Origin of the sequence: Shewanella sp., assembly GCF_048265805.1 — a bacterium.
Taxonomy (GTDB): domain Bacteria; phylum Pseudomonadota; class Gammaproteobacteria; order Enterobacterales; family Shewanellaceae; genus Shewanella.
Map to the genome: position 1 here is coordinate 100,987 of NZ_JBLXAT010000011.1, position 14,334 is coordinate 115,320.

A 14,334-nucleotide genomic window follows, 5' to 3' on the forward strand; every position below is an offset into this window, starting at 1 on the left:
TTAAGTCAAGTCTCGCTTACGCGCGGCCAGCAGCCTTGTTCATAAATTCTTCGAAAGCAACCTCTTTGTCGGTTACTTTGGCAGATTTCAGTACGGCTTCAATGGCTTGCTCTTCCAAAGCCAAGTTGCGCATGCTTTGCATCAGCTCTTGGTTGCTGTTGTAGTATTCAACAACTTCTTTTGGATCTTCGTATGCAGATGCCATAGATGCGATCAACGCGTTAACGCGGTCATCTTCAGCTTTCAGCTCGTTACCTTTGATAACTTCGCCCAACAGCAGACCGATTTTCACGCGGCGCTCAGCTTGCTCTGTGAACAGTTCGGCTGGCAGTTCAGGCATCTGTTTTGGATCCATTTGGCCACCAAAACGTTGCATTGCTTGACGACGCAGTACGTCTACTTCACCGTCGATCAATGCTTTTGGCAATGCCACTTCGTTACCAGCCAACAGGCCTTCGATAACTTGTTCTTTAACGTTCGCTTTCAGTGCTTGTTCCAGCTCGCGTTCCATGTTCTTGCGTATTTCAGCTTTCAGCGCTTCCACGCCGCCGTCTTGGATACCGAAACGAGTAGCGAATTCATCATTCACTTCTGGCAATTCAGCGCCTTGAACCTCTTTCACAGTGATAGCGAACTTGGCCGCTTTACCTTTCAGGTTTTCAGCGTGATATTCTTCTGGGAAAGTCACGTCGATATCGAATTCTTCACCTGCTTTGTGGCCAGTAACGCCGTCTTCAAAGCCAGGGATCATACGACCAGCGCCCAGTTGCAATTCGAAATCTTCAGCTTTACCGCCTTCGAATTCTTCACCGTCGATGCTGCCAACAAAGTTGATGATCACTTTGTCGCCTTCTGCGGCTTCACGTTCTACTGCAGAGAAAGTAGCGTGTTGCTTACGCAGAGTTTCGATCATGTTGTCAACGTCAGCGTCTTGTACAGAAGCAACGGGTTTTTCAACTTCGATCGCTTCAACACCTTTCAGTTCCACTTCTGGATACACTTCGAAAGTTGCTGTGAACTCAAACTGTTCACCTTCAGTGGCACCTGGAGTCAGAGTTGGTGCACCAGCTGGGTTCAGTTTTTCAGCGATGATTGCTTCTACGAAGTTACGCTGCATCACCTCACCGGTAATGTCCTGACGGATAGCATTGCCATAACGTTTTTCGATAACGCTGACAGGCACTTTACCTGGACGGAAGCCAGGGATACGTGCGCGCTTAGCTTCACGTTGCAGGTTTTCTTTTACCAGTTTTTCTACCTGTTCAGCAGGTACGGAGATGGTCAGGCGACGCTCCAGGCCTTGTGTTGTTTCAACAGAAACTTGCATTCTTTTACCTCGAAATGTGTCTAACTTCCTTTTTATAGCCGACATTTGATCAACTATTCAGGTATTCGTTTCTTGACGATTATGTTGACTTAAATGCCGCATATAAACGCTCGCGAGCATCTGTCGTACAATTGTTGATGTTTATCAAGACGCAGCATTATAGCCATGCCCCAGCGAGGAGTCGAGCCACAATGGCCGATTAAAGGTACAAAAAAAGCGACTCAAGGTCGCTTTTTTTGAAATCTAAATAATGGGGTGACTGATGGGGCTCGAACCCACGACAACTGGAATCACAATCCAGGGCTCTACCAACTGAGCTACAATCACCATAATTTGGTACGCCCGGCAGGATTCGAACCTGCGACCATCCGCTTAGAAGGCGGATGCTCTATCCAACTGAGCTACGGGCGCAAGGGCGGCAACTTCATGTTGCATCCTGTTCGGTACTGACAATGTTTATAGCACACTGCCCTAAAATTTGGTCGGTGATAGAGGATTCGAACCTCTGACCCTCTGGTCCCAAACCAGATGCGCTACCGGACTGCGCTAATCACCGAGAGTCGTTTCAAGAATAATGTTTAACACATCTGTTTGCTAAACATCAGCTTGGCGTTTGATTTGGTATTCAAACCAGCCCCACTGCTTGAGAACGGGGCGCATGTTAGCGATTAGACCTCATTGCGTCAACGATTTTTTGGGGCAATAAATTCAGATGCTGAAATTTAGTGCTGCAAATGGCAAATTCTGTGTTCTGGCGCACCAATCACCATGACACCCAATGCCTCCACTGTTAAAATGTCGCCGCTTTTTCAAACATCGCGCCATAACAAAGGAACCCCTACACCCATGACTGCCCAACTGATAGATGGCAAAGCGATAGCCCAATCCATTCGACAACTACTCAAACAAAAAGTCACAGACCGCCAAGCGGCGGGACAACACATTCCAGGACTCGCGGTAATTCTGGTCGGCAGCGACCCGGCATCGCAAGTCTACGTTGGTAGTAAACGTAAAGCATGTGAAGAAGTTGGTTTTCTGTCACGCTCTTACGACCTGCCTGTCGAGACCAGCGAAGCGGAATTGCTGACGCTGATTGATACTCTCAATGCTGACCGCAGTATTGATGGAATTTTAGTGCAGTTGCCTTTACCTGCCCATATTGACGACACCAAAGTTATTGAACGCATTCAGCCCGACAAAGATGTGGACGGTTTCCACCCTTATAACGTAGGTCGTCTTGCTCAACGTATTCCGGTACTGCGCTCGTGCACACCCAAAGGAATCATGACGCTGATTGAGTCTACCGGCATTAAAACTCACGGCTTAGATGCCGTTGTGGTTGGCGCCTCTAATATCGTTGGCCGACCAATGACACTCGAATTGCTGCTTGCAGGTTGCACGACCACCACTTGCCACCGTTTTACCCACGATTTGCAAGACAAAGTCAGCCGTGCCGATTTAGTCGTTGTTGCCGTCGGCAAGCCTGGATTTATTCCCGGTGAATGGATTAAACCCGGTGCAGTAGTGATTGATGTGGGGATTAATCGTTTAGCGGATGGCCGTTTGGTCGGCGACGTTGAGTTTGCCAGTGCGGCGGCTCGCGCGAGTTACATCACCCCAGTTCCCGGTGGTGTAGGCCCAATGACGATTGCGAGCCTCTTAGAAAACACCTTATTTGCCGCGGAAAAATATCACGACAATTAATCAGACCCGCATTTTGCAGACAAAAAGCCAACGTGATGTTAATGCCACTAGCTTAAGAGCCAGTGGCATTTTTATCTCTAGAGCGTGATGGATATTGCTGTTTAGCAAACGCGTTGAGGCGATATTCTTGGCAAAAACTCGGCGTTAACCTTTAAGTCTTTAATAAAAAATCGGCCTCAACGACGATGTTGAGGCCGATTATGAAGTCTGCTCAGAATCGTTAATTACTTAAAGCGATCGGCACTAGACGTGATGTCGGCTTTTCTATTTACACAGATGTGCGTGAAAATTACTTCTTACGCCACGTAGTACCGTTGGCGCCATCTTCCAACACAATGCCTAGCTCATTTAAACGATCACGCGCTTTATCTGCGGCAGGCCAGTCTTTTTCAGCACGAGCACGATTACGTTCAACGATCAAAGCTTCAATCTCTGCCACCTCATCGTCGTTGCCTTCTCCTTGGAAAAACGCTTCCGGTGTCGATGACAAAATTCCCAACACATCGGCAAGCTGTTTCATTGCGACCGCCAAAGCTGAAGCTGCGCTATAGTCACTGCCTTTCAGGCGATTGACCTCGCGCACCATATCGAACAGCACTGAGTACGCTTCTGGCGTGTTGAAATCGTCATCCATGGCCGTTCTAAAGCGTTCAACATATTCACAGGCATCAGCAGCGGCTACAGTTAAATCCAAATCTTTCAGCGAAGTATACATGCGCTCTAGCGAAGCGCGCGCTTGTTTGAGGTTATCTTCAGAATAGTTCAGTTGGCTACGGTAATGCCCTGACAGTAAGAAATAACGCACAGTTTCGGCGTCGTAATGTGCCAGCACGTCGCGGATGGTAAAGAAGTTACCCAGCGATTTTGACATCTTCTCTCTGTCTACCATCACCATACCAGTGTGCATCCAGTAGTTCACATACTTGGCATCATGCGCACAGCAAGATTGGGCGATTTCGTTCTCATGATGCGGGAACATCAAATCAGAACCACCACCGTGAATATCAAAGTGGGAACCTAAGTGTTTACTGTTCATTGCCGAACATTCGATATGCCAACCTGGACGGCCAGCCCCCCAAGGTGAATCCCAGGTGGGTTCACCTGGCTTTGACATCTTCCACAGCACGAAATCCATCGGATTGCGTTTGGCTTGGTCTACTTCTACACGCGCCCCTGCTTGCAGCTGCTCTACGTCTTGCCCAGACAAGCGGCCATATTCTTTGAACGATTCCACACTAAATAACACATCGCCATCATCGGCCACATAGGCGTGGCCACGTTCGATCAGTTGCTGCACCATCTCAATGATTTCATTGATGTGCAGTGTAGCACGCGGTTCAAAATCAGGGCGTTGCATGTTAAGTGCATCAAAGTCGGCATGCATTTCAGCAATCAAACGCTCCGTCAACGCATCACAGCTTTCACCATTTTCGTTCGCACGTTTGATGATTTTGTCATCCACATCGGTAATGTTGCGCAAAAAATTGACTTCATAACCGGCGTAGCGCAAATAGCGTACAATCATGTCAAACGACACAAACGTCCTGCCATGTCCAATGTGACACAAGTCGTAAATGGTCACACCACAGACATACATGCCCACTTTTCCGGGGACAATTGGCTTAAATTCCTCTTTCTGGCGGCTCAGACTGTTGTAAATCTTCAACATCGAATTTTCTCTTGTACTCTATATAAACGTGTGGCTCGAAATTGGCTCAAGAGTTTAGCATTGCACCATGCTCTTGAATACCGCCCTTTCGCGCCATTGATGGATAAGTTAGAATCCGCCCACGAATTTAGCTCAAAGGAACTACTATGATCACTTTGCACACCAACCACGGCGATATCAAACTGGCTCTTAACGAAGAAAAAGCGCCAGAAACCGCAGCAAACTTTCTGCAATACGCACAAGAAGGCTTCTACGACGGCACAGTCTTTCACCGTGTGATTGATGGCTTTATGATCCAAGGCGGCGGTTTCACTGCTGAAATGCAACAAAAGCCTACCAATGCACCAGTGAAAAACGAAGCGAACAACGGCCTGAGCAATAAAGTTGGCGCTATCGCCATGGCACGTACCCAAGATCCACACTCTGCGACCGCTCAGTTCTTCATCAACGTTAACGACAACACCTTCTTGGATCACAAAAGTGAATCACTGCAAGGTTGGGGTTACTGCGTATTTGGCGAAGTGGTTGAAGGTATGGACGTTGTCAACAAAATCAAAAACGTTGCAACTGGCAACCATGGTATGCACCAAGACGTACCATTGGAAGCTGTTGTGATTGAAAAAGTGAGCATCGGCGAATAATCGACGCATGCAAACTTTGTTCATCGGCGATCTGCACTTAAGTGCAGATCGTCCTGATATCCTCGATGCCTTCTTCCGCTTTTTAGATAACATCGAACAAGCGGACGCCTTGTATATTTTGGGCGACCTATTTGAAGTTTGGGTCGGTGATGACTTGGCAGAGCCATTTGCACTGCAAGTTGCTGACAAGCTTCAGCAAATAAGCCAACGCATTCCGTTGTTTTTCGTCCACGGTAACCGTGATTTTCTGCTCGGTAAGCGTTTTGCCAAACGCGCAGGTATGCAGTTATTGCCAGAAGTGTTTATCACCAAGCTGTATCAACAAACTACCGTAATTTTGCACGGTGATAGCCTATGCACGCTAGATCACGACTACCAAAAGTTTCGCCGCTTCCGCAACAATCCATTGGTGCGCTTAGGCTTTAAGTTACTGACCAAGAAGAAACGGATAGCCATAGCTGCAAAGTTGCGCGCCAACAGTAAGCAGCAAAATCAGTACAAACATGAGCAGATCATGGATGTAACGCCAGATGCAGTGTGTGAGCTACTTAACGGCCAACAAGCCATGCTGATGATCCATGGGCATACACATCGTCCAGCAATTCACGCTCTGCCCAATGGTAAAACGCGTGCAGTGGTGGGTGATTGGTACGAACAAGGGAGCGTGTTGGTGGTCACGCCAGAGGGGATGGAACTGCAATCATTACCATTTGCCGAAAATAGCCCAACGGTTTAGCGCCGAGCAGAGTCTCAGCGCTGTTATCCAGCCAAATTATGCCACGCTCGGCACGCCGCTATGAAAACGAAATTCATTATCTTCCTGCTGGATTAGCTTAGCTTCTTGCACCACCAGATAAGCCACCCGATCGCTGATATCTGCTCCGGCAACTGCCTCCGCCAACGTTAGATAGTCTTGATAATGACGCGCTTCTGAGCGCAGCAGCGACACGTAAAAGCGCCCTAGTTCATCATCTAAATACGGTGCGAGTTTGGCAAAACGCTCACATGAACGCGCTTCGATTAACGCGCCGATAATCAGCTTATCGATTAAGGTTTGCGGTTCATGAGTAATCACTTGGCGCATTAACCCTTTCGCATAACGACCCGCACGAATATTGCTGTAGGGAATATCCCGCGCTTGCATCAGCTCGAGCACTTGCTCGAAATGATGAAACTCCTCTTTAATCAAACGCACCATTTTCGCAATCAAGTCTTGGCCATGAGCAAAGCCTGCTTTGGCGTTCAGCTGCGCCGCCAACTCATTTTTACGACTATCACGCGCCATAAAGCGATTGATATCGCGGTCACGGTGATAAACAAACTCTTCGTAGGGTTTCGCCCATTCAAGCAATAGTTGACCGCTGGCTTCATCTACGGCGTATTTGCGGATAAGAAACATCGCCGTTTGGGCCGCCTTAAGCTCGCAGTTACAGTGGTCGATAAGCAGTAGCGACAGTCGCTCAGGCTTAGCGGCTTCCTCAATCCATGATTCTGGAGTTTCACAGCCGAGAAACTCGTGCACAGGAGCCAATAGTTGCTGGTACATAGTCAAACGCTTGCTGTCAAAAATTGGCAGCGATTCTAACAACCACGTTGGTAGCTGCCTAGTGCAAACCGTTCTTCATTGAGTCCAATAACAACAAAAAGGCGCCTTTCGGCGCCTTTTAAAACTCACATAATTAGCGATTATGCGAATGAATCACGCAATGCTACGGTGCGGTTAAACACCAGCGCATCCGGCGTTGAATCTTTACTATCGGCACAGAAATACCCTTCACGCTCGAACTGATACGCCTTGCTCACTGGTGCAGCTACCAAACCTGGTTCAACAAAGCCATGAGCAACCACCAGAGATTCTGGATTCAGCACTTCATCAACCGTCTCGGCTGCCGCAGGGTTTGGATCAACAAACAAGCGGTCATACAAACGGAACTCTGCAGGTTTAGCGTGAGTCTGCTCTACCCAATGGATCACGCCTTTAACCTTGCGACCATCACTTGGATTGCTACCTAAGGTCTCTGCATCGTAGGTACAGTAAACGGTGGTGACATTGCCTTCGGCATCTTTGTCACAACGTTCAGCCTTGATGACGTATGCATTACGCAAACGAACTTCTTTGCCAAGCACTAAACGTTTGTAGTGCTTGTTGGCTTCTTCACGGAAGTCTGCTGCATCAATGTACAACTCACGGCCGAATGGCAGTTCGCGTTCACCTAAACTTTCGTCGTTAGGGTGCGCTGGAGCTTTAATGGTTTCAAACTGGCCTGCCGGATAGTTTTCAATGATCAGCTTAATCGGCTTGATCACCGCCATCGCACGTGGCGCAAATTCGTTCAGTTCATCACGAATACACGCTTCCAACATACCAATTTCAATCAGGTTATCCTGCTTGGTCACACCAATACGGTCACAAAATTCGCGAATGGATGAAGGGGTAAAACCACGACGACGCAAGCCAGCAACCGTTGGCATACGAGGATCATCCCAGCCGCTCACCAAACCGCGTACCACCAAGTCGTTCAGCTTACGCTTTGACATCACGGTGTATTCCAGATTCAGACGAGAAAACTCGTACTGACGCGTGCGGTTAGGTTTGTTGAAATCATCTAAGTGATCCAATACCCAATCGTACAAACGGCGGTTATCTTGGAACTCCAAGGTACAGATACTATGGGTGATCTCTTCCAGCGCATCAGAGATACAATGGGTGAAATCGTACATTGGATAGATACACCACTTGTCACCTGTTTGGTGGTGATGGGCAAACTTAATGCGGTAAATCACTGGGTCGCGCATACACATGAATGGCGATGCCATATCGATTTTAGCACGCAGTGAACACTCACCTTCTTTGAACTCACCCGCACGCATTTTTTCAAACAGTGCTAAGTTCTCTTCCACACTAGTATCGCGATATGGGCTATTTTTCCCTGGTGCTTTTAATGTACCGCGGTATTCACGGGTTTGTTCACCGTTAAGGAAACACACATACGCCAATCCTTTGTTGATCAGCTCCAGTGCGTAGCCATACAGCTTATCGAAATAATCTGATGAGTAGTGAATATCACCACTCCATTGAAAACCGAGCCAATGCACGTCTTCTTTGATGGAGTTAACGTAATCGATGTTCTCTTTCTCAGGGTTAGTGTCGTCAAAGCGTAAGTTACACTGTCCCTGGTAGTCACGAGCAATACCGAAGTTCAAGCAAATGGATTTTGCGTGACCGATATGGAGGTAGCCGTTTGGCTCTGGCGGAAAACGGGTATGCACACTCGTGTGCTTGCCGCTAGCCAAATCCTCATCAATGATATTGCGAATGAAGTTACTCGGACGAACTTCAGTGTCCACCTGACTCATGTATTTCCTCTTTGCACCGTGCAAACCTGATAAAACGGGCATGATTTAACATCATGCCCGCTGACAATCTAAGTAGAATAAGAATTGGTGCGTATGGCGTCAACGACTCTGTAAAAGAAAAGCAGCCTTATTGGCTGCTTTTCAAACAAGTATCTCGATTATTGGCCGGCGATCACCTTAATGCCGGGAATAATCTGTTGCGCACGCTTACCTTTGTGTTTCAACCATTGGTAGAACACGACTAGAGCAACCACAAATACCCCAATCCAAATAGTGGATTGTAATGGATGTTCGGTAAAGGTCGCCCCTTGATAGACCACGGTGGCAGAGCCATACGCCAAGGAGAAAGTCCACGTTGCAGCAAATGCTGCCCAACGAGGGCCAAACTCGTTAACCAGTGCTCCCATAGCGGCAACACATGGGGTATACAGCAAAATAAACAGCAGATAACTAAAGGCAGAAAGTTGACCAGCAAAACCCTGTTGCAAGGCGCCAAAGGTTGACTCATTCACACCTTGCTCCGCAGCGGCTTCATCCAGCTTATCAACATGTCCAACCGAGATTGACAACGGATCATCAGGTGAAATGCCCAGCAAGTTTTCGGGAATGGTTTGCAATGCTTCTTTAAAGCTGTCTGACAGAGGGGCTAACTCGCCACCGTGTTGCGCTTCAGTGCTATAGAGACTATTTAACGTACCTACTACCGCTTCTTTAGCAAATAGACCGGTAATGATCCCTACGGTCGCTTGCCAGTTATCCTGCTCAAGTCCCATCGGAGCGAAAAACGGTGTAACTTTCTGGCTCGCAACACTCAGTAACGACTCTTTACTGTCTTCATGACCAAAGGTGCCATCAGTGCCAATCGCATTGATGAAGTTCAGTACAGTCACCACGATGATAATGGTTTTACCGGCACCAAGAATAAAGCTCTTAGTGCGCTTACTGGTACGTGAAGCCACTGCGCGCCATTTTGGCAATTCATAGGTTGGTAACTCCATCACTACGGCACTGCTGTTACCCGGTAAAATCGTTTTGCGTAGCAAGAAACCGGTGCCAATCGCAGCCAAAATCCCCAACAGATACAAGCCGAAAACCAAGTTTTGACCTGAGGTTGGGAAGAATGCGGCAGCAAACAACGCATATACAGGCAAACGCGCACCACATGACATAAATGGTGCCATCATCCCCGTAACAATACGTTCACGCTGACTACCTAACGTACGCGTTGCCATAATTGCTGGCACCGAACAACCAAAACCAACAATCATCGGTACAAACGCTTTACCCGGTAAGCCAATGCGACGCATCAAGCCATCAACCACAAATGCTGCGCGAGCCATATAGCCCGAACCTTCGAGCACTGAGAGTGCAAGGAACAACGCCATAATCACTGGGATAAAGGTACAAACTGTTTGGATCCCTTGGCCAATACCGCCAGCAATCAAAGTCACCAACCACTCAGGTGAGCCAAGTTGGTTCAACCACGCGCCCAAATGATCAACAAATAGTGCCCCAGCGGCAATATCAAAGAAGTCGATAAATGCACTGCCCACGTTAATGGCAAACATGAACATCAGGTACATCACCCCTAAGAAAATCGGGATGCCCAGCACCGGATGCAGGGTTATTTGGTCAATGCGGTCACTAAAGGTTAACAGCGCTTTTTGCTGTACGGCTTTGGCAAATACTGTCTCGACGAAATTAAAGCGAGTGGTAGCAGCAACCATTTCGATATCTTTGCCGTTAGCAGCAAGGGCTGCGGCACACTCTTCAACATATTGGTCACCTTGACCACGTTCACAACTTCCACAGCCGATACCATTGGCCAGCATCGCCAGCGCACGACCACGGTTTGCGACATACTGCTGAGTCATTAATGCGGCAACACTGCGTTCAACTTCTGGGCCGTAATCCAGCAGTAGCGGGTCAGCAGACACTGTGCCCTCTAAAAAACGTACCACTAACGCCTTGACTTTCTCGACATCTTTAGAATCACGCGACGTCACAGCAATGACCGGACAACCCAAGGCTTCGGCCATGGCTTCTGTATCAACAGTGACACCACGCTTTAACGCCGCATCGATTTTGTTGAGTATCACCACCATTGGGATACCCAATTCGCGCAACTGCACAGTTAAAAACAGATGGCGTTCAATGTTAGTCGCATCAACCATATTGATGATGCCATCAGTTTGTTGATTGGCGAGATATTGTTGAGCGATTTGCTCGTCCAACGAGCAATCACAATCCTTGCCAGCCGGAAGAATATCGTAGATACCAGGTAAATCGGTTAAATAAACATCCGTATCATTTAAGGTAAAACGCCCCGTTTTTTTCTCAACGGTGACACCGGCCCAATTACCAACTTGTTGGTTTGAGCCGGTCAAGGCATTAAATAATGTCGATTTACCAGCGTTAGGGTTACCAACGGTGACGCAATGAAACTGCTTAGTCATTCGTCCTCTCCACCTCAATGATTTTCGCCAAATCTTGACGGACACATAGCTTACTGCCGCGGATGTCGAGTTCTAAGCCCGAACCTAGTGGAGCTCGACGAATTAGAGAAAGGCGGGTATTTGGCGTAATGCCGAGAGACAGTAGCTTACGTTTTACAGACGAAGGAAGATCTATCTGACCAACATCACTGATGATAGCGTGGTCACCGGGGTTCAATTCATTTAACTTCATTCTACCTACCATCTTTAGTATCACCGTAATTGAAAAAGCATTGCTGTCTGCTACAACTTGGAAAGAGTCTCGGTGATACTTTTGTAAACGAGAATAGTTTTCAATTGTGTTCTGTATTATGAGACAAAAAAAACTAGGAATAAACCACATACAGCAAATTTAACGTGAAAATTTGCCAAGATTGTGGCTCCTATTCAAAAATCCTAATCTGCGAGCCGATAGTTGAAACCGCTTGTTATTAACAGTGATAGTATTTCCCCATAAAATTCAGGTCTACTTCCTGCCCTCACACGCTCGCACGAGTCGCATTTTTTTCGCATTGTCAAAATTTGTACGTAAATGTCCATTCGTTAACTTACGTCAATAAATTAACTAACTCTTTATAAATAGTCCGATCTCAGTCACATAACATGGCTAAATTAACTGCTTAAAAGCGTGCTATTGGATAGCCTAATATTCTGGAAACTAAATTCCACACACTGAATGTGTCCTTTTCATTCGCACAGCCGCACATCAGTGATGAATACAAAATTTTTGCAGGGAAAAATGAATGATGAAACGGTTTAAATTCAATACCGCTTATAAAGCGTTGTTGGGAGCCGGCATACTATCTTTAGCGCTCGCAGGATGTGGCGGGAGTGGCGAAGATGGTCAAGATGGCATTGATGGCGAGCCAGGTTTGGCGACCATCAACATTGACAATGCCACCACGCTCGGTGCATCCATTGAAAGCGCTAGCGTGGCGGACGGTACTGTAACAGTCAACTTTCTGTTAACCAATGCTAACGGTGTCGCTATCACAGGCTTAACCAATAGCAACGATATCCGTTTTGGTATCGCGCAGTTGACTCACATTGTTGATACCGCCGCTGATGGCTCAGCAGATTTTGACCACGGCTATCAATGGTTGTCATACATCAATAGTGAGCAAGCCCCCAATAATGCTCCTACAGATGTCAGTGGCATTACGCCACGAAATGAATTCCAAGCGAGCGTTGAAGCCGCATCAGCCTGTGACACCTGTTTAGTAGATAATGGTGATGGTTCTTATAGTTATACTTACCAACAAAATATCGCCAATGTCACCTCACCGGTAACCGTTGCCTTTGATGCCAACGACACACAGCGCGTGACCCTTGAACTGCGTTTGTCTGCTGATTTGGCAGTTAATGCCCATTACGACTGGCAACCATCTAGCGGTTCAACCGATGACATTCAAACCCGTAACGTTGTATCCATTGATGCTTGTTATACCTGTCACCAACCTGACAGTTTGAAAATGCACGGCGGACGCCGCATGGATATTGAAAACTGCGTTGTGTGCCATACCTCAACATCAGGTGATCCAGAATCAGGTAATAGCATTGACTTCACTTACATGATCCACGCGATTCACCGCGGTGAAGAACGCCATACTTTCAATGCCGATGGAGAACAAGTCGCCGCACCATACAAAATCGTCGGTTACGGTGGCAATGTTTATGACTTTGGTAATGTCGCATTCCCACATAAACCTGGTGCCGATTGCGCGGTGTGCCATGTAGAAGGTGCGAACGCACCAAAAGACGCTGCACTGTTCACAGCTGAACAAAGTAATACAGCATGTATCGCTTGTCATTCAGAAAAACCATCAAACAACCACAGCAGCACCAACTGTATGTCTTGTCACCAAGCCGAATCGCCTTATCAGGGCACTGGCAGTGCCGTTAAACGCCATGGTGATGTGTTGAAAGCCTACACCGAAGCACAAGCAATGAGTGTGGCTGTTTCTAACGTTGCCACCAATGACAACGGCAATCTGACCTTCGATGTACAAGTGTTAGACCAAGATGGCAATGCAGTTGATCAAACCGTAGTGAGCCAAAGTAGCCGCATGGTAGTAGCGTGGGATGTTGATAAAGATTTCCCTGCCTATGAAGACGCATCATACGCGCAACGTCGTATTGCACTGAGTTCAGGTACCTATGATGCTGAAAGCCATACCTATAGCTTAGCAAGCAGCTTTAGCCTGCCCGCTGATGCTCAAGGTAAAACCTTTGAGATCTGGTCTACGCTGCAAGCTTGTTTCAATAATGGTGGTTATGGCATAGATGATATTACGCTGACTGATTGCAGTGCAGACAATACTCGCCGAACTTACATTCAACAAACACCTTATCAGTTTGTGTGGGGTGCAACTGGCCCAGACAGCAGCGCCACTGCCGCCGCACGTCGTAGCATTATTGACCCAACTAAGTGTCAAGGTTGCCATGGCGCCGAAATCCACCACTACGATAACGGTGTTAACTGTGGCTCATGCCATACTCCAGATAAAACGCTTCGTGCTGAAGACGGTTACCCAGGTGGGCGCATTCCAACTAGCTTCGCCTTTAAAGCACACCATCGCCCAGGTCATGAACTTAACCATAATGGTATGAGTTCAGGCACAGTGATCAAGAGTGACTGTATGACCTGTCATACCGACAACGGTATTCAACTAGGTCGCTCAGCCGATCGCGTATGGCGCTTCGGTGATGCTACTGGCAATGATATTTGGGTGTCATCAGATGCTGGTGCCTGCCTATCTTGCCACCAACCCTATTTGACTGATGCAACTCGCAGTCACATTGAAACCAACGGTGGCATCATCAATGGTACGAGCAAGGAGGATGTGCAAAACCGAGCAGCTGAAACCTGTAGAACCTGTCATACAGTGGATCAACTGCTAGAGGCACATGGTAATTAACACCTAGCTAATCTGAGAAAAAGGGAACGCCATTTGGCGTCCCCTTTTTGCCTTAGATTGGCTAGGTTTGAATGAAAAATCCTCAAATTTCACTTTTTACGAAATTAGGGATTACTCCTTTAGAAATAGGCAGATCTAAATCACACATTAATCGCAGCTCAGCGGAATAAAAGTGATTTGTGAGTTAGCCTCTCTACAGGGGAATGTTTTCCAGCATAAGTAC

The 14,334-nt window shown here is 47.4% G+C and carries 10 protein-coding genes and 3 tRNA genes; 4 read left to right on the forward strand and 9 right to left on the reverse strand.

Annotated elements, in window-relative coordinates; all coding sequences use genetic code 11:
• Positions 1-16: 16 nt before the first annotated feature.
• From tig to ACN0TT_RS09880, 4 genes are all read right to left on the reverse strand, one after another.
• Entirely contained in the window at positions 17-1,327 is a 1,311-nt protein-coding gene (gene tig, locus ACN0TT_RS09865) for a trigger factor (RefSeq protein ID WP_417761978.1), read from the reverse strand.
• A 251-nt stretch (positions 1,328-1,578) separates the two neighbouring features.
• Positions 1,579-1,654, reverse strand: a tRNA-His gene (locus tag ACN0TT_RS09870).
• 7 nt (positions 1,655-1,661) lie between these two features.
• Positions 1,662-1,738, reverse strand: a tRNA-Arg gene (locus ACN0TT_RS09875).
• A gap of 68 nt (positions 1,739-1,806) precedes the next feature.
• Positions 1,807-1,883: transfer RNA gene (locus ACN0TT_RS09880), tRNA-Pro, on the reverse strand.
• A gap of 290 nt (positions 1,884-2,173) precedes the next feature.
• On the opposite strand from ACN0TT_RS09880, the gene folD reads away from it, so the two are divergent.
• Positions 2,174-3,031 (forward strand): bifunctional methylenetetrahydrofolate dehydrogenase/methenyltetrahydrofolate cyclohydrolase FolD, encoded by an 858-nt coding sequence (gene folD, locus ACN0TT_RS09885; protein WP_417761979.1) that lies wholly within the window; start codon positions 2,174-2,176, stop codon positions 3,029-3,031.
• A 289-nt stretch (positions 3,032-3,320) separates the two neighbouring features.
• Here the strand turns inward: folD and cysS are convergent, their stop codons facing one another.
• Complete coding sequence (gene cysS / locus ACN0TT_RS09890) at positions 3,321-4,700, reverse strand: cysteine--tRNA ligase (protein ID WP_417761980.1); 1,380 nt, start codon at positions 4,698-4,700, stop codon at positions 3,321-3,323.
• 146 nt (positions 4,701-4,846) lie between these two features.
• Here cysS and ACN0TT_RS09895 point away from each other — a divergent pair, with 146 nt between their 5' ends.
• Positions 4,847-5,341, forward strand: coding sequence for a peptidylprolyl isomerase (locus ACN0TT_RS09895; protein ID WP_417761981.1), 495 nt, complete (start codon positions 4,847-4,849; stop codon positions 5,339-5,341).
• A gap of 7 nt (positions 5,342-5,348) precedes the next feature.
• Positions 5,349-6,077: a UDP-2,3-diacylglucosamine diphosphatase gene (locus tag ACN0TT_RS09900; protein WP_417761982.1), complete on the forward strand. Its 729-nt coding sequence runs from the start codon at positions 5,349-5,351 to the stop codon at positions 6,075-6,077.
• Positions 6,078-6,113: 36 nt separating this feature from the next.
• Here ACN0TT_RS09900 and miaE read toward each other — a convergent pair whose 3' ends face one another.
• The 4 genes from miaE to ACN0TT_RS09920 all read right to left on the reverse strand — a co-directional run bounded on the left by miaE (position 6,114) and on the right by ACN0TT_RS09920 (position 11,386).
• The gene (miaE, locus tag ACN0TT_RS09905; RefSeq protein WP_417761983.1) at positions 6,114-6,887 is read right to left on the reverse strand and encodes a tRNA isopentenyl-2-thiomethyl-A-37 hydroxylase MiaE; all 774 of its coding nucleotides are present in this window, start codon (positions 6,885-6,887) and stop codon (positions 6,114-6,116) included.
• A gap of 140 nt (positions 6,888-7,027) precedes the next feature.
• Positions 7,028-8,698, reverse strand: a complete 1,671-nt coding sequence (glnS, locus tag ACN0TT_RS09910) for a glutamine--tRNA ligase (protein ID WP_417761984.1) — start codon at positions 8,696-8,698, stop codon at positions 7,028-7,030.
• A 158-nt stretch (positions 8,699-8,856) separates the two neighbouring features.
• The gene (gene feoB, locus ACN0TT_RS09915; protein ID WP_417761985.1) at positions 8,857-11,154 is read right to left on the reverse strand and encodes a Fe(2+) transporter permease subunit FeoB; all 2,298 of its coding nucleotides are present in this window, start codon (positions 11,152-11,154) and stop codon (positions 8,857-8,859) included.
• Entirely contained in the window at positions 11,147-11,386 is a 240-nt protein-coding gene (locus ACN0TT_RS09920) for a FeoA family protein (RefSeq protein ID WP_238894902.1), read from the reverse strand. Before ACN0TT_RS09920 ends, feoB begins: the two co-directional genes overlap by 8 nt.
• 550 nt (positions 11,387-11,936) lie before the next feature.
• On the opposite strand from ACN0TT_RS09920, the gene ACN0TT_RS09925 reads away from it, so the two are divergent.
• Positions 11,937-14,111 (forward strand): OmcA/MtrC family decaheme c-type cytochrome, encoded by a 2,175-nt coding sequence (locus tag ACN0TT_RS09925; RefSeq protein WP_417761986.1) that lies wholly within the window; start codon positions 11,937-11,939, stop codon positions 14,109-14,111.
• Positions 14,112-14,334: the final 223 nt, after the last annotated feature.